At 70.1% G+C, this 18,313-nt stretch carries 13 protein-coding genes; 6 read left to right on the top strand and 7 right to left on the bottom strand.

Going from position 1 to position 18,313, the window contains the following annotated elements; translation table 11 throughout:
• Window positions 1-203: 203 nt before the first annotated feature.
• Window positions 204-2,234 carry a hypothetical protein gene (locus tag B7K23_RS03200; RefSeq protein WP_084124963.1) on the top strand — a complete coding sequence of 677 codons (2,031 nt, stop codon included), beginning with the start codon at window positions 204-206 and terminating at the stop codon, window positions 2,232-2,234.
• Between the two features lie 8 nt (window positions 2,235-2,242).
• On the opposite strand, the gene B7K23_RS03195 is transcribed toward B7K23_RS03200, so the two are convergent.
• The 6 genes from B7K23_RS03195 to B7K23_RS03170 are packed head-to-tail and all read right to left on the bottom strand — an operon-like array spanning window position 2,243 to window position 8,636.
• Window positions 2,243-3,514: a hypothetical protein gene (locus B7K23_RS03195; protein WP_084124962.1), complete on the bottom strand. Its 1,272-nt coding sequence runs from the start codon at window positions 3,512-3,514 to the stop codon at window positions 2,243-2,245.
• A gap of 54 nt (window positions 3,515-3,568) precedes the next feature.
• Window positions 3,569-4,654 (bottom strand): adenylyl-sulfate kinase, encoded by a 1,086-nt coding sequence (gene cysC, locus B7K23_RS03190; protein ID WP_234996400.1) that lies wholly within the window; start codon window positions 4,652-4,654, stop codon window positions 3,569-3,571.
• Window positions 4,651-5,646 carry a sulfite exporter TauE/SafE family protein gene (locus tag B7K23_RS03185; protein WP_234996399.1) on the bottom strand — a complete coding sequence of 332 codons (996 nt, stop codon included), beginning with the start codon at window positions 5,644-5,646 and terminating at the stop codon, window positions 4,651-4,653. The genes cysC and B7K23_RS03185 overlap by 4 nt, the downstream gene beginning before the upstream one ends.
• 58 nt (window positions 5,647-5,704) lie before the next feature.
• A complete protein-coding gene (gene cysN / locus B7K23_RS03180; RefSeq protein WP_084124961.1) occupies window positions 5,705-6,955 on the bottom strand; it encodes a sulfate adenylyltransferase subunit CysN in 1,251 nt (416 codons plus the stop codon).
• Window positions 6,955-7,863: a sulfate adenylyltransferase subunit CysD gene (cysD, locus tag B7K23_RS03175; protein WP_084124960.1), complete on the bottom strand. Its 909-nt coding sequence runs from the start codon at window positions 7,861-7,863 to the stop codon at window positions 6,955-6,957. Before cysD ends, cysN begins: the two co-directional genes overlap by 1 nt.
• Entirely contained in the window at window positions 7,860-8,636 is a 777-nt protein-coding gene (locus B7K23_RS03170) for a 3'(2'),5'-bisphosphate nucleotidase CysQ (protein ID WP_084124959.1), read from the bottom strand. Before B7K23_RS03170 ends, cysD begins: the two co-directional genes overlap by 4 nt.
• Window positions 8,637-8,714: 78 nt before the next feature.
• Between B7K23_RS03170 and B7K23_RS03165 the strand changes: the two genes are divergently transcribed.
• The 5 genes from B7K23_RS03165 (at window position 8,715) to B7K23_RS03145 (ending at window position 15,801) form a co-directional block, all read left to right on the top strand.
• Window positions 8,715-10,559: a cytochrome c oxidase assembly protein gene (locus tag B7K23_RS03165; RefSeq protein WP_084124958.1), complete on the top strand. Its 1,845-nt coding sequence runs from the start codon at window positions 8,715-8,717 to the stop codon at window positions 10,557-10,559.
• An 806-nt stretch (window positions 10,560-11,365) separates the two neighbouring features.
• Window positions 11,366-12,007, top strand: a complete 642-nt coding sequence (locus B7K23_RS03160; RefSeq protein ID WP_084124957.1) for a DUF4190 domain-containing protein — start codon at window positions 11,366-11,368, stop codon at window positions 12,005-12,007.
• Window positions 12,008-12,500: 493 nt separating this feature from the next.
• Entirely contained in the window at window positions 12,501-14,414 is a 1,914-nt protein-coding gene (locus B7K23_RS03155; RefSeq protein ID WP_084124956.1) for a bifunctional diguanylate cyclase/phosphodiesterase, read from the top strand.
• A gap of 1 nt (window position 14,415) precedes the next feature.
• Window positions 14,416-15,009 (top strand): DUF5317 family protein, encoded by a 594-nt coding sequence (locus tag B7K23_RS03150; RefSeq protein WP_084124955.1) that lies wholly within the window; start codon window positions 14,416-14,418, stop codon window positions 15,007-15,009.
• 132 nt (window positions 15,010-15,141) lie between these two features.
• On the top strand, window positions 15,142-15,801 hold the full coding sequence (locus B7K23_RS03145; RefSeq protein WP_159451292.1) for a class I SAM-dependent methyltransferase: 660 nt from the start codon (window positions 15,142-15,144) through the stop codon (window positions 15,799-15,801).
• 14 nt (window positions 15,802-15,815) lie between these two features.
• Here the strand turns inward: B7K23_RS03145 and B7K23_RS03140 are convergent, their stop codons facing one another.
• The gene (locus tag B7K23_RS03140; protein ID WP_159451291.1) at window positions 15,816-18,311 is read right to left on the bottom strand and encodes a phage holin family protein; all 2,496 of its coding nucleotides are present in this window, start codon (window positions 18,309-18,311) and stop codon (window positions 15,816-15,818) included.
• Window positions 18,312-18,313 lie beyond the last annotated feature (2 nt).

Genomic DNA, 18,313 nt, shown 5'->3' with positions numbered 1-18,313 from the left:
CGGGGTGTCGGCGGAGCCCGCCACCTCGCGTCTCGGCGGAGGGTGGGTCCTGTGCGGCGCCGTGCCGAGGGTCGTGCGGAGGTCAGCGATCGACCGCGTACTCTTGGTGCCTGTTCCTCGTGCTCGCGTGGTCGACGCGCGGAGCGCGTGGTGGGTGACGCACTGCTCGCCAGCGAATCGTCGATTCACGGAAAGGGGAGACGATGGCCATGACCCCGGTACCCTCGGGCACCACGGTCCTCCACATCGGTCCCCTGAAGACTGGTACGACGAGCGTCCAGCAGGCCCTCAGCCGCGCGAAGCCTGCCCTTGAGGACCGAGGCGTGATCTACCCGGGCATACGCGCGGACCACAACGATGTCTTCCGCGCGCTCATCTCGCCCGGACAGATTCCCGAGCGTGTCGAGGAGGCACACGAGCTCCTCGGTGAGCTCGAGCACGCCCAGGGGCGCACCGTGGTCGTGAGCTCCGAGTACGCGTCGACGCTGCAGCATGACGAGGCGGCCCGCCTGATCGCGGCGCTGCCCTCCCCGATCCACGTCGTGCTGACGCTGCGGGCATTCCCTGACCTGCTCCTGTCGCGTTGGCAGCAGGAGGTCAAGCACGGCACCGGCCGCTCGATCGACCGGTGGCTCGACGAGGTGCTCGGCCACGGTGACTCGCTCGACTTCAGCCCCATCCGCGAGTACCGCATGGACGACGGCTTCGACCTCATCACCCGGTGGGTGAGCCTGGTCGGCGCGGAGAACATGACGGTCGTCGTCGTGGATCGCGCGCGTCCGACGCTGGTCTACGAGTTCTTCGATGCGTTCCTGGGCCTCGAGCCCGGCACGCTCGAGGATCCGGGCAGCCTCAACGAGAGCCTCAGCCGTCAGGCCGCGGAGTTCACCCGCATGCTCGGTGAGCGCTTCTCCGGGCCCGACGTCGATCCCTACCGGCTTCAGAACGTCGTCAAGTCAGGCTTCGTCCACGGCATGGCCGACACTCCCGGCTGGCAGGACCGCCTGCAGTTCCCCGAGAGCCATGTCGAAGCCGCCTGCCGCGCAGGCGAGCGCCTCGCGGGAGCGGTGCGCGCGGCGGGCATCGCCGTGGTCGGCGACCTCGACGCGTTGTCGAAGGCCCCCTCGAAGGTGGCGCCCTATGAGTCCCCGCAGCTGCGCACCGTACCCGTCGCCACGGCCGTCGCGGCGGTCGGTGGCTGCGTCGCGCGCGCGGCTGCGCATCCGTTCGACGCCTTTGCCGTCGAGTCTGAGGACGAGTCGGATGCGGCATTCGCCGGCGAGCAGCGGTCCGGCGGTCCCGGCGAGGAGGACGACGCGCCGGAGACGCCCGTCGTCATGATCGTCGCGCAGCCGGGAACCTATGGACGCGAGCTCGGGGAAGCGCTCATGGAGTCGACGGAGGTCCCGCCGCGAGGCGTGCTCGGCCGACGGTTCGGCGCGGCGCCGCCGCGCTTCGTCTTCGCACGCGATCTCTGGCGGCTCGACGCGGCCGGGATCACCGCCCGTCTCGACGAGGAGCCAGGCGTCGAGCGAGCCGCCCTCATGATCGACAGCGCCCGCACGCGTCTGTTCCGGCTATGGTGCTCCCGCGTGCTGCGCGGCGGCGCGGCCACCTGGTCGCAGTTCGCGGACGAGGTCCTCGTGGAGGCGGTCGCGAAGGATGGGGCCTACGGGCACGCGTTCGGCCGCGAGGCGGACATGCTCGAGGCGTGGACCGCGGCGTTCGCGCCGCGACCGGTCACCGTCCTGCTCGAACCGGCCACGCTCGTGGGCCGTGGACGGCGTGGACAGGGAGTCATCGGGATGCTCAGGCGCGGGGCCCGAGCGGCGCAGCTCGCGCCCGCGGCGGCCGCCCCGCATCCGGTGCTCATCGAGTCGGTGCGCCGTGCGAACGCCTGGCGCCGCACGCGCGGAGACTCCGACTTCGAGTCCTCTGCCGTCTACGACGGTCTCGACTCGCTGGTCCCGGCGCGGGCCGCCCGCCGGCTGGTCGCGGACATGCGTCTGCCGGAGGAGCTCACCGCGATCCTCGATCGCATCGACGGGGATCTCACGGAGAGCCTGCACGGCCTCGACGTCGAGGTGGTGGGAGACCTTGCCGACGCCGTCGATATCGGGACCGATCTCGCTCTCGAGGAGGAGATCATCGCGGATCCGCGTCCGTATCTGGACCTTGCCGCCGCCGTCACCTCGAGAGCGCTCGATCGCGTCCGGAACGAGCCTCCGGCGTAGGTCTGCCGCTAGCCTCGCCCGAGCAGCCTTGTGCGCACGCGGCGCAGCAGCTCATCACGGAGCTGCGCTGCCGGCACCTTGGCGAGCGGGCGCCCCGCAGGCGTATCGCCCTGCTTCGCTACGTCCGTCGTCGGCGCCGTCGGCGCTGCGGAGGGGGCCGGAGTCGCGGGGGTCGGCCACGTCGGCAGCACCCTGGGCGAGCCGAAGTCGGGTCCGCGACCCAGTCCGGCCGAGACCGCGCCCAGCATGAGCTCTTGCGTGAGGTCCGTGGGAAGCGCGTCGGGAAGGACCAGGGACCCCTCCGGCATCGGCTTGACCGGCGCGGTGAGCTCGGTGAGGTCGCCGACCACACGGATGCCACTGCGCTCGATCTCGGAGGCGAGGAACTCACCGGCGGCCGCGCACTTGTCTACGGCCCACGAGGGAAGGCCGACGCGACCCTCCTCGGGACCCGGGGTGCGCTGCGCGAGCATGCGGTCGTAGGCGCCCATCCAGATGTGGTGTCGGTGCTCCCTGCGCGTGACGCCCGCAGCGTGGCTGGTCTGGTTGAAGTGCAGAGCGAACGACGCCTCGAGCGCGGACATCCCCCGGTTCGCGCTGTAGCCGGTGAGGGGCGCCGAGTCGAGGATGCCGTGGGGCAGCCCGAGCATTCCCTCGAACGAGCCGAACAGCTGCTCGGGACGGCTCTTCTGGAGCATCACGGCGGTGACGTTCTCCGCGCCGAAGATCTTCGCCCAGCGCTCGGGGAGGGAGAGGCCGTCCCTCCTGTGGAACGCGTCCGACCCGTAGATGTGCGGGGCCGTCTCGTCCTCAAGGGCCTCACCGAGCCAGCGATCGAGCGGCTTGCGGAAGCCAGCCTTGAGCTTCTGCTGCCACATCGAGGGAAGGAGCTGGCCGAAGTTGCGCAGCACCATCACCACGTGCACGGGGCCCTCCATGGCCTCGCGCACCCGCTCCACGCCGTCGAGGTCTGCCTGCGCCACGACCTCGAAGCTCACGAGCTTGCGCGAGGCGTCCGAGGCGCGCAGCTCGGCATCGAGCTCGTCCCACCATTCGGGCTTCGCGAGCTCGCCCTGCCACGCCTCGGCGCGGCGACCGATGAGGTGGCTCGTGCCCTTCTGGTGGTTGAGCTCGTTCCCGGGGTACAGGACGCCGCGGTCGAGGAGCTCGCTGCGCAAGGCGGCGGCCGCATGCTGGAGGGCAGTGCTTCCCGTCTTGGGCGCTCCGATGTGGAGCAGCGTGGTGCCCTGTTCCAGGAGGAGGTCGTCGTAGCCGGTCATGGGGCGATTCTAGTTGCGAGGGCCATGTCCGATTCGCGGCGCGGAAGGCACCGGTCAGCGGGTGAGGACGGCGATGATCGCGTCAGCGGCCTGGGCGGGGGAGAGGTCGTGCGTGAGGACGAGGTCGGCGTCGGTGGGCTCGTCGTACGGGTCTGAGATGCCCGTGAACTCCTTGATCTCGCCCGCGCGTGCCTTCGCGTAGAGGCCCTTGCGATCGCGGGCCTCGCAGACCTCGAGCGGCGTCGCGACGTGGATCAGGATGAACTGTCCGACCTTCTCGACGCGCTCGCGCATCTCGGTGCGCATCTCGGCGTAGGGAGCGATCGGGGCGGCGATCGCGATGCCGCCGTGCTCGGCGACGAGGGCGCAGACCCAGCCGATGCGCTGGACGTTGAGCAGGCGGTCCTCGCGGTTGAAGCCGAGGCCCTTGGAGAGCATCGCGCGGACCTCGTCGCCGTCGAGCAGCGTCACGTGCTGCTCCGAGCGGACGCGGAGGCGCTCGGCGAGCTCCTTGGCGATCGTGGACTTGCCCGAGCCGGACAGGCCGGTGAGCAGGATGACCTTGCCGTCGCCGACGGAGCGCTCCGAGTCGACCACCTCGAGGTCGTCGATCCCGAAGGCCTCGCGCGCGAGCCCGGCGAGCAGACTCAGGCGTCCGTCGCCGGTGAGATGCGGAGCCGAGGGCTCGGGCAGCACCCGCACGGTGTGGCCAGCCTGCTCCGCGGCGGAGACGGCCCTGGCGAGCGCACGGGCGTCACCGGAGTCGATGACGATCACGGCGCGGTCGGGCGCGGGCAGGGGGGTGACGTCGCCGGCGTACAGCGTGGCCGGCTCGTCCAGGGCGCTGCCGTCGCCGGGACGGAGGTGGGCGAAGGCGAAGGCATGCAGCGGACGCATGAGCTCGACGGCGCCGGCCGTCCACCACCCTCGGGAGTCGTGGTTCGCCGCGTCGACGGTCACGCGGGCGACCGGGGTCGCCTCGCGGTCGAGGAGCGTGACCTCGGCTCCGGGGTCCTCGGGAAGATGCAGCGTCGGCGCGGTCGCATCGTCCCCGGGGAGGGAGAAGTGAAGCGGCGCGACGCCGGCGACCATGAGCTCGAGGTCGTGGTGCTCGAGTTCGGTGAGCCGGTGCTCGGTCACGAGTCCTCCCTGTCGAGCTCGTCGAGCTCCTTGGCCTTCGCTCGCCGTTCCTGAGCGGCCTTGTCGGCCGCCGCCTCATGGTCGACGAGTCGCTCGTGCCACCAGTACGGCGTGAAGCCCTGCTGGCGGCGCAGCAGGATCCACACGACGGGCGTGAGCGCTGCGGCCGCGACGACGATGGCCACGGACGCGTAGGTGCCGAGGCCGAGCATCGCGAGGCCGGAGAACAGCAGCACGAAGGCCAGCGCGCGGCGCACGGGTGCACCGCCGACGCGCGAGGAGATCTGCGCGCCGATGAAGGCACCCGGCACGGAGCCGGCGATCACCGGCAGAGCCACGGCCCAGTCCACGTCACCGAACAGCAGGTGTCCCGCGGCGGCCGCGAAGACCAGCGGTACGGCCTGAACCAGGTCGGTGCCGACCAGCTGCGACGCGCGCAGCGTCGGGTACAGCGCCATCATCGCGATGATCATCAGCGAGCCGGAGCCCACCGAGGTCAGTCCGACGATGAGGCCGCCGAAGACGCCGACGAGGATCGTCGCGAGCACCCGCGGCTCGGGATCGGGACGCTCCGTGGGGAGCGGCTCTGCCGAGCCGTCGCGCGCCTGGGCCCGCTCACGCAGACGCATGTAGGCGCGCACGCCGAGCCCCGCCGCGGCAAGGATCAGCGCGACGCCGAGCGCCTGCTTGATGAAGTGCTGGATCTGCTCGTCCTCGCCGAACATCTGCACGAGCAGCACGCCCAGGAAGGCGGACGGCACGGAGCCGATCACCAGCAGCTTCACGAGCTGCCAGTTCACGGTGCCGCGGCGGATGTGGACGATCGAGCCGACCGGCTTCATCACGGTGGAGGCGACGATGTCGCTCGAGACGGCGGTGAGCGGCGGGACGCCGAACCCCAGCACGAGCATCGGGGTCATCAGGGCCCCGCCGCCCATGCCGGTGAGTCCGACGACCACGCCGACCACGAGGGCCGCGAAGAACATCTCCATCAGCGGCGTCCTCCCTGGGGAGAGGTGAGGAGGCGCGCCGTGTGACCGGCGCGCACGCTCAGCCCGCCGTCCGTACGACTCCCGCGCCGACGGTGCCGTTGGTGGCCTCGTCGATCAGGATCATCGCGCCGGTCGTGCGGTTGTCGTCGTAGTCGTCGACCATCAGCGGAGTCGTGACGCGCAGCTTGACGCGGCCGATGCTGTTGAGGCCGAGCTGGTGGACGCCCTGCTCGCGGTGGAGCGTGTTGACGTCGAGCTCGTAGGAGATCTCCTTGACGATCGCACGCGCCGACCGGGTGGTGTGCAGCAGGCCGATCTTCTGGCCCACCGTGAGCGGGTGGTCATCCATCCAGCACACCGTGAGGTCGAGGTCCTGCGTGGGAGTCGCGTGGTTCTGCGGACGGCACAGCACGTCGCCGCGCGAGATGTCGAGCTCGTCCTCGAGGCGGATCGAGACCGACATCGGCGGGTACGCGGCGTCGACCTCGCCGTTGGGCCCGTCGATGGCCTTGACCTTCGACGTCAGGCCCGAGGGCAGCGCGAGGATGTCGTCGCCGACCTTGATCACGCCCGACGCGACGGTGCCCGCGAAGCCGCGGTAGTCGCGCGCCTTGGAGTGCTGCGGGCGGATCACGTACTGGACGGGGAAGCGCACGTCCTGGAGGTTGCGGTCCGACGCGATGTGGACGTGCTCCAGGTGGTGCAGCAGGGACGTGCCCTGGTACCACGGGGTCTTGTCCGAGCGCTCGACCACGTTGTCACCCGCGAGCGCGGAGATCGGGATCGCGGTCAGGTCGGACACGTCGAGCTTCGACGCGAAGTCCGAGAACTCCTTGTAGATGTTGTTGAACACCTCTTCGGAGTAGTCGACCAGGTCCATCTTGTTGACCGCGAGCACCAGGTGCGGCACGCGCAGCAGCGTCGCGATGGTCGCGTGGCGACGCGACTGCTCGGTCAGGCCCTTGCGGGCGTCGACCAGGATGATCGCGAGGTCCGCGGTCGAGGCGCCGGTCACCATGTTGCGGGTGTACTGGGCGTGGCCGGGGGTGTCAGCGATGATGAACTTGCGCTTCGGGGTGGCGAAGTAGCGGTACGCGACGTCGATCGTGATGCCCTGCTCGCGCTCGGCGCGCAGGCCGTCGGTCAGGAGAGCGAGGTCGGTGTACTCGTTGCCGCGGGCCTGCGAGGCGGACTCGACCGCGTCGAGCTGGTCCTCGAAGATCGACTTGGAGTCGAACAGCAGGCGTCCGATGAGGGTGGACTTGCCGTCGTCGACCGATCCGGCGGTGGCGAAACGGAGCAGATCCATTAGAAGTAGCCCTCCTTCTTGCGGTCTTCCATGGCCGCCTCGGACACGCGGTCGTCGCCGCGCGTCGCGCCTCGCTCGGTGAGTCGCGTGGCCGCGGTCTCCTCGATGATCTTTTCAAGGGTGTCGGCGTCCGACTCGACCGCGGCGGTCAGCGTCGCGTCGCCGACGGTGCGGTAGCGCACCATCTTGGTGACGACCTCGTCGCCCTCACGCGGTACGGCGAACTCGTTCGCCGCCATCCACATGCCATTGCGGTCGAAGACCTCGCGCTCATGCGCGAAGTAGATCGAGGGCACGTCGACGCCGCGCGACTCGATGTAGCTCCAGATGTCCAGCTCGGTCCAGTTGGACAGCGGGAAGACGCGGATCGACTCGCCGGCGTGGACCTTGCCGTTGTACAGCGCCCACAGCTCGGGACGCTGGTTGCGGGGGTCCCACTGCCCGAACTCGTCGCGGAAGGAGAAGACGCGCTCCTTGGCGCGGGCCTTCTCCTCGTCGCGGCGGGCGCCGCCCATGCACGCGTCGAAACGGTTCTTCTCGATCGTGTCGAGCAGCACCGGGGTCTGGATGCGGTTGCGCGAGCCGTTGGGCTCCTCGCGGACCGTGCCCTTGTCGATGGCCTCCTGCACGGAGCCCACCACGAGCTGGAGGCCGTACTCCTCGACCATGCGGTCGCGGAACTCGATCACCTCGGGGAAGTTGTGTCCCGTGTCGATGTGCACGACGGGGAAGGGCACCGGGCCAGGAGCGAAGGCACGGATCGCGATGTGCAGCAGCACGATCGAGTCCTTGCCTCCAGAGAACAGGAGAGCGGGGCGCTCCATCTGCGCGACGACCTCGCGCGTGATGTGGATCGCCTCCGCCTCAAGAGCGTCCAGCTCACTGAGGTGGTAGGTGGGATTGGTCACGAATCGTCTCCAGACGAAGATGCTGTGGCGATGGTCTCGAGGATCTGGGTGGCGAGTGCCGGACGGCACACCACGAGATCCGGTAGGTAAGGATCGGGTCGATTGTACGCGAGCGGGGTGCCATCCACCCTGCTGGTGTGGAGTCCGGCGGCGCGTGCGACCGCGATCGGCGCCGCGGAGTCCCATTCGTACTGACCGCCCGCGTGGACGTAGGCGTCGACCTGTCCGCGGATCACCGCGGCGATCTTGACGCCCGCGGAGCCCATGGGCAGCAGCTCGGCGTCGAGAGCCTCGCGGACCGGCTCGGTGATGGCCGGCGGACGCGAGCGGCTCACGGCGAGGCGCAGGCGCTCCTCGCTGCCCTCGGCGGCGGGGGCGATCGTGGCCGAGTCGAGGACAAGGTCCTCTCCCGGGATCGCGACGGCGCCTGCGATGAGGTCGCCCTTCTCCCACACCGCGACGTGGACCGCCCAGTCGTCGCGTCCCTCGGAGTACTCGCGGGTGCCGTCGAGCGGGTCGATGATCCAGACGCGGTCGGCGTCGAGGCGGGCGGCCGAGTCCTTGGCCTCCTCGCTCAGCACCGCGTCGCCTGGGGCCTCCTCGGCGAGCCAGCCGGCGATGGCCTCCTGGGCCTTCGCGTCGCCGAGGTCCTTCAGGTCGCGACCGGTGATGCCGTCGGCGACGGCCTTGGCGCGCACGTCCAGGAGGACCTGGCCTGCGCGCTTGGCGATGCTCGCCGCGAGCGCGGCGTACTCATCGGTGTGTGAGGTCATGGTTCCTGTCTACCTGGTTAGTAGGAAAATAGCGAATTGCTGGGATGTGCGCGTCTCGCCCGCGCGTACCCTTTCTCCATGCCCCCAGACTCTCTCGTGACCGTGCTCGCGGCATCTCGAGATGTCGCTCTGTCGGTCACCGTCGGGTCGCTCGTCGTCGTCATGGCTGTCGCGGTCCCTGGGTCGAAGGCGATGGAGCGCGCCGCGGCGCTCGCTCGCTACGCCTCGATCGCGTGGGCTGTGCTTGCGGTGGGCTACCTGCTCGTGCAGGCGTCAGTGATCACGCTCGTGCCTCTCACCGATGAGGCCTACGGCGCCACGCTCGGCCAGTTCATCACCCGCATCGATCTGGGTCAGGCGTATCTGCAGATGGCGATCGCGGCGGTGCTCGCCTCGATGGCTGCGGCGATCGTGCGCATCCCCACGCATGCGGCGTGGGCGATGGCGCCGGTGGCCTGGGGGATCGGTTGGCAGGCGGTCACCGGGCACGCGGCCGGCGCGACCGACCATCACCTGGCTGTGTCCGCGCTCGCGCTGCACCTCGTGGGTGCCTCTCTGTGGCTCGGCGTGGTCATCGCGGTCGCGTGGCTGGGTCCCGTGCTCGGGCCCGAGGCTGCCGACGTCGCTCGGCGCATGTCGCGGATCGCCGCGTGGGCCGCCGCGGCGGTGGTCCTGTCCGGAGTCGTGAACGCGGCGCTGCGGATGACCGGCGTCGGCGACCTCGTGACGACGACCTACGGCCGGGTGCTGCTCGCGAAGCTCGCCGTCATGGGGGTCGCCATGGGGCTCGCCGCGTGGCACCGCAGGACGACGCTGCCCCGCCTCAAGGAGGCCCGGACCCGTCGTCTGTTCGCGCGGGTGATGATCGTCGACGCCGCCGCGCTGCTCGTCGTCACCGGGCTCGCGGCCGTCCTGGCCGCCTCAGCGCCGCCCGTGCCGAGCGTCGTCGTCTCGGATCCCACCCCCGCGTTCCTCCTGACCGGCTACGAGCTCCCGCCCGCGCCGTCCTTCGCGACCTGGTTCGGCACCTGGAGGCTCGAGGTGCTGTCTGCGGCGGTGCTCGTGGCCATGGGCTTCGTCTATCTCAGGTGGACGATGCGGTTGCGTCGCCGCGGCGACGCGTGGCCCTGGTATCGCGACGCCGCGTGGATCGTGGGGATCATCACGATGCTGTGGATCACCCAGAGCGGTCCCGCGATCTACGGCATGGTCACGTTCTCGGGCCACATGGTCCAGCACATGCTGCTCGTCATGGTGGCACCGATCCCGCTGACGCTCGCGGCCCCCGTGACGCTCGCGCTGCGCGCTCTGCCCTCCCGCTCGGACGGCTCGCGCGGGCCGCGCGAGTGGATCCGCGCGATCGTCGAGTCGCGGTGGGTGGGCTTCTTCGCGAACCCGGTCGTCGCGGCCGTCAACTTCGCGGGATCGCTCGTCGTCTTCTACTACTCACCGCTGTTCGAGTTCGCCCTGTCCAACCACGTGGGTCACCTGTGGATGGTGCTCCACTTCACGCTCGCGGGCTACTTCTTCGCGAACGCCCTGGTCGGGATCGATCCCGGCCCCAAGCGTCCCGGCTATCCGATGAGGCTTGTGCTGCTGTTCGCGACCATGGCGTTCCACGCCTTCTTCGGGGTCGCCATCGCGACGTCCGAGGTGCTGCTCGTGCCTGAGTGGTTCGGGCTCATGGGCCGCACGTGGGGCCCCGACGCGATCACGGACCAGCAGTGGGGCGGCGAGATCGCGTGGGGGATCGGCGAGCTCCCCGTGCTCGCGCTCGCGATCGGCGTCGCGGTCGCCTGGCGACGGTCGGACGTCAAGGAGGGGCGCCGGCGCGACCGTCAGGAGGAGCGCACGGACGACGCAGAGCTCAAGGCGTACAACGCGATGCTGGAGAGGATCGCGAGGTCCGACAGAGACGCGTGATGCCGAGAGCGTCATCCACAGATTTCCTCCACAGGACTGTGAACAGACGGCGAACTCCCACACCCACGTGTGGATAACTCTGTGGGATCGCGGTGGATGAAAAACGACGCACGATTCACCTTGCGTGGGTCCTCGGACCGGAGTACGACTGATCCCATCGAGAAGGGGTTCCACCCGCTCGATCTGGTCGGCGAGGGGGCCACGGCAGTCGGTTTCGTCCGGCGCCGACCCGGCTCCTTCCCGGTCAGGGATCCGCTTCTGCGGGTCCGCCGAGACCTGGTCGGCGCGGTGCGAGGAATCGTGCGCGATGGTCGGGTCACCGGTTCTCCCGGGGCGCCGCGGCGCATCGCGATGGCCGGAGGATGCTGCGCGGCCGGGACGGACGCACAGCACGCGGGATCGGCGGGTGGGCCCTGGATCGGATGCCTTGGGACAACGTGTCGCCACCATGAGGAAGGGCCTGCGGACGTGCAGGTCTGCCGAGTACTGCGGGTGACGGCGTAGGGAGACGCGGACCCCCTGGCATCGGCTGAGAGGTCACCCTCGGGAAAGGGGGGTGAAGCCGCATCGTCAATCACGGCCGTCGGCTGTCCGGCGAGTCCGGGCCGTCGAGAACTCGACGCCATGGCAAGGCCCCCCGAACGCCAATTTCGGGGGGCCTTCGCCTTGCGTCGGCCGTCCCGAAAGGCGACCTGCGAACACGCTACGGTGCGCCTCCGCCCACCCCTCGCAGACACGCCGCGGACCCCCGGTCCTTGGCGCGCGCAGGGCACTAGCCTGAGGGCATTCAAGGCGCGGGAGGACCGATGGAGACCGGGAAGTCGACGAGCGGCGAGCAGCCCACGAGCGGATGGCCGCTCGCCGAGGCTGAGCCGCGCCCGGAGGAGGCCCAGTCCGCTGAGGTCCCGACCCCGGGTGAGGGGCCGGGCTCGGGCGAGCGCTCGAGCGTCGACGGCCTGGGACTAGGCGCGGTCGTCACCGGGATCCTGTTGCTGTCCCCCGTGGCGATCGTGCTCGGGCACCTCGCGCTGCGCCGTGCGAAGCGCCGCCCGGCTCAGTCACGGACCCTCGCGATCGCCGGCACGATCCTCGGCTACCTGGGGCTTCTCGTGACCGTCGGCGCCGTCGTCGCCTACACGACCACGCTCGGCCCCGAGCTGGATCGAGCGAGCGCGGATGCGCACGCGCAGGCGGATGTGACCGCTGTCGGCAACGCGGTCGCCGTCGCGCTCGAGTCCGACGCGACGCTTCCCGAGGTCGCGGTCGCGGACGGCTCGTACACCGTCGGCGACACCGAGCTCGAGGCGCTGCTCGACGGTGAGCGGACGCTTGAGCTCACGGGCACCTCGCGCACCGACTGGTGCGTCGAGCTGGGATACGAGAGCGGCGATCTTTCAACCGTCTCGTACGTCGGCACGGCAGGCTTTCGCGACGCCGCGTGCGCCTGAATCGTGTGTGATTGGCCACTTCTCGTGTGGGATGTGCCACTTTGTGTGACCTCCAGGTAAATTTGTCCCCTCTTGTGCTGGTCTCAGTGACGGGAATGCGCGAGTATGTGAGCGCGGTCGCAGTCCGGTGACCGCACCAACCGGGGTCGATGGCAACTGCTCCGGAGCTTCGGAGCAAGGGCGTGACCCTCACGCCGGGATTCCGGGGGTCTTGTCGTCGACTCCAGACAAAGGAGAGTTCGATGAACAAGTGGAGCATCCTCCAGAACAGCACGGTGGCGCGCGTGGCAGCGAGCACCACCACCCTTGTCGCCGTCGCCGTCATTGCCGGCGCCGGTCTCAAGTGGGCCTGATCTCTTCACGCAGAGAGGGTGACGGCGAAATCTCAGCTTCGCCGTCACCCTCGCTGCTTGGCGTCTACCTGGCGGTGGTGGGGGCCGCCGGGCTTGCCGCTCTAGTTTTCGCGCTCTCGCATGTCCCGTGGACGATCGGCGTGGACGAGGCCATCCTGTGGCCCACGGTCCTGCTCTTCGCCGCGGCAATCTTCGGCGAGGTCAAGCCGATCCATACCCCTGTGGCGAGCGGTGAGGCGCAGACACTGTCGATGTCGACCCCGTTCGTCGTTGCTCTGATCGCGGTGGGGGGCGGGAGCCTTGCGGTGCTCGCGCAGGTCGCGGCGAGCATGACCGACGATGTGGTCAACCGCCGCGACTTCAAGAAGGCGGTCTTCAATTCGGCGCAGTACGCGATCAGCGTGACAGTCGCGAGCATCGTCTACGGTGCGCTTGCAGACGTCCCGTTGTTCGGCGTTCCGGAGTTCATCGGCACGGAGCAGATCGTGCCTCTGCTCGGCGCAGGCATCGCCATGGTCACCGTCAATTGGCTTCTCGTGGGCATGGTCATGTCGATCGCGCTCCATCAGCCGCTCAGCGCGGTCATGCGCGCGGATGCGCAGAACATCATGACGACGAACGCCGTGCTTCTTCCCCTTGGCGGAATCGCGGCCCTTGTCGCGGACGATGGCGTGCTCGCGCTCACCCTTGTCGCCGCGCCGGTCGTGGCGGCACACCTGTTCGCCGCCGCTTCTGCGAAGCATGCGCATGCCGCGACCCACGACGTCCTCACGGGCTTGGGCAACCGCGGTGCCATGGAAAGCCTTGTCAGACAGACCCTCAGGGCTTCGCGTGAGCAGGAGAATCCCGGCCCGGGACTCGTGCTCATCGACCTGGACCACTTCAAGGACGTCAACGACACTCTCGGGCACAACGTCGGCGACACGATCCTGCAGGAGGTCGCGAGCCGACTGGTCGACGCGGCGCCCGAGTCCCAGGTGCACCGGCTCGGCGGCGACGAGTTCGCGATCGTCGTCGAGGGCGATCTGCGTGCCGCGCAGCGCGCGGCCAACGGGCTGCTCGCCTCCCTCGACGAGCCGGTCCTGGTCGAGGGGCTCGAGATCCTCGTGCGCGCGAGCGCCGGCATCGCGGTCGCGCCCGAGCACGGGCTGACCTCCGAGCTGCTCATGAAGCACGCCGACATCGCCTTGTACCGCGCGAAGCGCGAGCGCGACGGCATCAGCGTCTTCGACTACCGCTACGACGTGAACTCGGTCGAGACCCTTCAGCTCCTGGCGGAGCTGCGCACCGCGCTCGATCAGAACCAGCTCCGGCTCGTCTACCAGCCCCAGGTCAATCTCCGGACGGGCAGGACCGTCGCCGTCGAGGCGCTCGTGCGCTGGGACCACCCCGCCCGCGCCAAGGTCGGACCCGACAAGTTCATCCCGCTCGCCGAGAACTCCGGCCTGATCTTCCCGATCACGGCCTTCGTGCTCGACACCGCGCTCGCGCAGATCGCCCAGTGGCGCAAGATGCGGCCCGACCTGAGGATCTCCGTCAACCTGTCCGCGCGGCACCTGTCGGACCTGTCGCTTCCGCAGCAGATCCACAACGCCCTCGACAAGCACGGCCTTCCCGCCTCGGCGCTTGTGCTCGAGATCACCGAGACCGGGATCCTCTCCGACGCCGTGCGCGCCGACGTCGTGATCAGCGCGATCCGCGCGATCGGCGTCGAGGTCGCGATCGACGACTACGGCACGGGCAACGCCTCGCTCAACTACCTCAAGACCCTCGAGGTCGACGAGCTCAAGGTCGACCGCTCGTTCGTCGGCAACATCCACTCCGACCGTCACGACCATGCGATCGTCGCCTACACCGTCGAGCTCGCGCTGGACCTGGGGCTCCGCGTGGTGGCCGAGGGCATCGAGGACGAGCGGACCGCTGAGCTCCTGCGCGAGATGGGCGACGTCATCGGTCAAGGACACCACCTGGGCCGACCGCTTCCCCCGCACGAGATCGCGCGGCACCTCGCGCGCGAGTCCGAGCGCTCGACCTGGACCTCCCGCGAAGGCTGACGTGGTCGTTCTCGTCTTCTCGATCCTGGCTGTGGCGTCCCCGCTCGTGGCCGGCAGGTGGCCCGCGGAGGTGGTCCTGCACCGCTGGCGCGGCGCGTGGCTGGTCTGGGGCTCGCTGGTCCTGCAGATCGCGCTGTTCTCCTTCGGCTTCGCCGAGTCCATCGCTCCAGTGCTGCACATCCTCACCTACGCGGCTGCGATCGTGTTCCTGTGGATGAACCGGGCCCTGCGAGGCGCCGTGATCGTCGCTCTCGGCGCGCTGTCCAACGGCGTCACCATCGCGCTCAACGGGGGAGTGCTGCCCGCGAGCGCGGCGGCGCAGGAAGCGGCCGGCCTCGTCCCCGCCGACGGCGCTGTGAACTCGGGTGTGCTCGACGACCCGGTGCTGCCGTGGCTCGGCGACGTGTTCGCTTGGCCCGAGCCGCTGCCTCTCGCCAACACGTTCTCGGTGGGCGACGTGCTGCTCGTCGTCGGGGTTGCCGTCGTCGCATGGAGCGGCTCCCGCCGTATCGGCCGATCGGCGGGCGCGCCCGAGGAGTCGGCCGAGGCCGACTCTGCCGAGGCCCCCGGCGACACGTCCGGCAGTCCTGCCTGACGCATCGTCCGGGCCCATGGTCTGCCCGGAGCAGCGATGACATCCCCGCATCGGAACGGGCGTAGGGTCGAAGGTAGACGGAGTCGAGCAGCATTCGCGCTGTCCGACGGCCGGCGTGAACGGAGCGCTGAGATGCCGAAGGACGTATGGGACCCGCTCGCCGATCACTACGACGAGTGGCACAGCTACATGGCCGGAGCCGACCTTGTCGGAGCGGTGTCCGCAGCCGTCGCCGACGCGGTCCCGCCCGGCCTGGTGGTCGAGCTCGGCTGTGGCACCGGGATCTACACCCGAGGGATCGCGCGCAGGTGCGAGCGCGTGCTCGCGCTCGACGCGTCGGCCGCGATGGTCGAGAAGGCGCGCGCCGAGCTCGCGCACCTCGAGCACGTCGAGATCCGCCAGTCGGACGCCTACGCGACCGGCCTGCCCGACGGGTTCGCGGACGGCGTCGTCGCGGTGAACCTGCTGCACATCGTGCCGGACCCCGAGGGCGTGCTGAGGGAAATGCGTCGCCTCGTTCGCCCGGGCGGTGCGGTGGTGATCGCCGATGCGACCGTGACCGGGCTGTCGTTCGCGCGCGTGCTCGAGAGCGTGGGGCGGACCCTGCGCCGACCCGAGGGGCTCAAGACCTGGCGCAAGGGGCAGCACGACATCTCGCAGACGACGCTCGAGCGACTGGTCTCTGAGGCGGGCTTCGAGGACATGGTCGGGCGGGAGATCGACGGCAGGCTCATGAACTCGTCCTTCGTGCGGGCGGTTGCGCCTGTGGCCGCGCCGAGCATCGAGACCTAGCGGGGCATCGTGCCCTAGAGGCCCGCCGCATTCCCTGGCCCGGCGGCGCGCGCCGGCAGCCCCCGCCGATGCCCAAGGTCCTCGAGCCACCGCACGAGCTGCCGGTGGAGCGTCTCCGCGCCGTGCAGCAGGCCTCGGTCGTCGGTGAGGTCGGCGTCGATCTCCCAGTTCGAGGGGTAGAGCAGCATCGCGCGGGTCTGCCATCCGCCGAGCCCTCCGTGGCAGCCCACCAGGCCCTCGAAGGCGTACACCTCGTCGAGCGTCGGATCGTGGGCTGAGTTCAGGTAGATATCGGGGGCCGTGGCGAACGTCGCTGCGCGCAGCAGGTCCGCGCGCGCGTCGGGACCGAATCCCGCGAGCGGGTCGTCCCCCTCGACCTCGCCCGAGGCGAGCCGGTGCAGTCCCGTCGCTCCGATCGCCACAGGACCGGTGCCCGCCTGGACCACGAGGAAGCCCACGCCAGGATGCGTCGCGAGCGCCTCGATCAACCCGGGATGCTGCGACTCCAGGTCGGCGAGCGTGAGGCGCTCCGAAGAGCCCGTGAACCACACGCCGCCCAGGTTGCCCGACCCGACCACCGCGAGCGCGGGGCCCTCACCGGAGGCGACCGGCGCATCGTCCAAGGGACCGGCGTCGCGGCGCTTGAGCGCCGCCTTCGCCACCCGACCGGAGAGGGACTCCTGCTGCGCGAGCTGATGGGCCAGGAGGCGCGCGGGGCCGCCGTCCTCCGCATCGTGACTGGGCACGGCGACGGCGCGGCCGCCCGTGTGCTCGCGGACCAGGTCCTCGAGCGAGCAGCCGTACCGCTGCGCGAACGTGGGCCCCTGGCTCTGGCCGTGGTCGGACACGAGGACGATGCGGTAGTCGCGGGGAGCGATGCCCAGTCCCACGAATCGCTCGAAGGTGTGGAGCACCTGGTCGAGGCCGTACAGCGAGGCGAGCGACTCTGGGCGGGTCACGCCGGCGTGGTGCGCGATCTCGTCGTAGTCGACGAAGTCCATGTAGATCGACTTGGCGCCGGCCATCATCGACTCGATTGCGAGCGCGACGTTGAGGTCGCGCAGCAGTGCATTCGTGATGCCGCGCAGCGCGACGTACTCGGCGGTGCGTGGGACGCGCGGCTCGATGTCGCGCCACACCTGGCGACGGCCCTGCCACACCTCCTTGGCCATCTCGCCGACCGTGCGGGGGAGTGCTCGGGCGAGCCCCGCGGGGTGCGTGAAGAAGGCCGCATACGAGTGCGAGGCACCGAGGTCGCGGTCGCCCGCCCGCAGCCCGCTCATGGTGAGGTACGAGCGAGGAGCGTCACCCGAGAACAGGTTGGACAGCGAGACCCCGTCGTCCGCGAGAAGACCCCGACCGTCGCTCATGCGTTCCTCGATGAGTCCCGCGTCGTCCGGCTTGTTGGCCGTGAGGAGCCGTCCGAGCTCGCGATCCCACCAGCGGAAGGTGGGGATCCCCTCGTTCGTGCCGTGCAGGATGCCCGACTGGCTTGCCGGGGTCGTGGACGGGATCCCCGTGGTCCATTCGGTCCAGGTGTGGGTGCCGCCGCGTATCCAGCGGGAGATCGTGGGGAGGTTGCCCGCGCGGATCTCCTGCTCGAGCAGCGGGGCGGAGACACCGTCCAGCTGGATGAAGAGCACGCCCTCCTGGCCGTCGTCCGCTGGCGAGACGCCCTTGAGGCTCATGCGGGTCGCGTGCACGAGCAGGTAGTCGTAGGAGCTCGCGGTGAAGAGCCACGACACCGCGGTCATGAGGAAGGAGAAGACCCAGGACGCGAGCAGCGCCCAGCCCGGGCCCGAGACGTCCACGCCAGGGGCGATGAACAGTGCGAGCCCGACCATCGACGCATTGCCGAACAGCGCCGCGGCGAGCGCGCCCGCCCAGCCGAAGCGGCTCGCGATCGACAGCCACGCGGGCTGCAGCGCCCACGACACGACCGCGATCAGCAGTGCCGCAGCGATCGTCGCGATCCACGAGTCGGACGTGACGCCCGGCGTGAGCGTGATGGTCCACGAGACCACCAGGACGCTGACCGCGAGCTCGATCCCGCGCAGGATGCGGCGGCGGACGGTCCGCCGCTCGGAGCCGAGCGCCCGCGCCAGCTCGCGCTCGCGGTCGCTCTGGAACCAGCGGGACGATGCGGGAGCCCACGACAGCGCGAGCATCGCGACCGAGCCGACGCCGGACAGCGTGGCGGTGCCGACCTCCCCGCCCGTCGTGGCCTCGTGGAGCGCCGTGACCAGCCGGATCGCGAGCAGCACCGTGAGGATCACCCGCGCGCCGTTGGACCCGCGCCAGAACGCGATCGCGACGCCGAGCATCCCGAGCCCCACGCCGAGCAGCGCGATCGTGGTCGCGAGGTCGATCGCATCGCTGCCCTCGGTGAGAGCGACGGCCACCGCGACGCCGAGCAGGAGATCCAGCATCGCGCTCAGGCCGACCAGCACGGTGAGAACCGTCACGGTCCAGGGACGACGGTTCCTCTCGGGGCGAGCAGCGGCCGACATGC

This window comes from Demequina sp. NBRC 110054, assembly GCF_002090115.1.
Classification (GTDB): domain Bacteria; phylum Actinomycetota; class Actinomycetes; order Actinomycetales; family Demequinaceae; genus Demequina.
The sequence above is the reverse complement of the archived record's forward strand: the minus strand, read 5'-3'. Positions and strand labels throughout refer to the sequence as shown.

Bases quoted from the DNA above. Each gene is read 5' to 3' on its own strand.
- B7K23_RS03200 (WP_084124963.1), top strand. From the start codon at position 204: ATGGCCATGACCCCGGTACCCTCGGGCACCACGGTCCTCCACATCGGT.
- B7K23_RS03195 (WP_084124962.1), bottom strand. From the start codon at position 3,514: ATGACCGGCTACGACGACCTCCTCCTGGAACAGGGCACCACGCTGCTC.
- B7K23_RS03185 (WP_234996399.1), bottom strand. From the start codon at position 5,646: ATGGAGATGTTCTTCGCGGCCCTCGTGGTCGGCGTGGTCGTCGGACTC.
- cysN (WP_084124961.1), bottom strand. From the start codon at position 6,955: ATGGATCTGCTCCGTTTCGCCACCGCCGGATCGGTCGACGACGGCAAG.
- B7K23_RS03170 (WP_084124959.1), bottom strand. From the start codon at position 8,636: ATGACCTCACACACCGATGAGTACGCCGCGCTCGCGGCGAGCATCGCC.
- B7K23_RS03165 (WP_084124958.1), top strand. From the start codon at position 8,715: ATGCCCCCAGACTCTCTCGTGACCGTGCTCGCGGCATCTCGAGATGTC.
- B7K23_RS03160 (WP_084124957.1), top strand. From the start codon at position 11,366: ATGGAGACCGGGAAGTCGACGAGCGGCGAGCAGCCCACGAGCGGATGG.
- B7K23_RS03145 (WP_159451292.1), top strand. From the start codon at position 15,142: ATGCCGAAGGACGTATGGGACCCGCTCGCCGATCACTACGACGAGTGG.
- B7K23_RS03140 (WP_159451291.1), bottom strand. From the start codon at position 18,311: ATGTCGGCCGCTGCTCGCCCCGAGAGGAACCGTCGTCCCTGGACCGTG.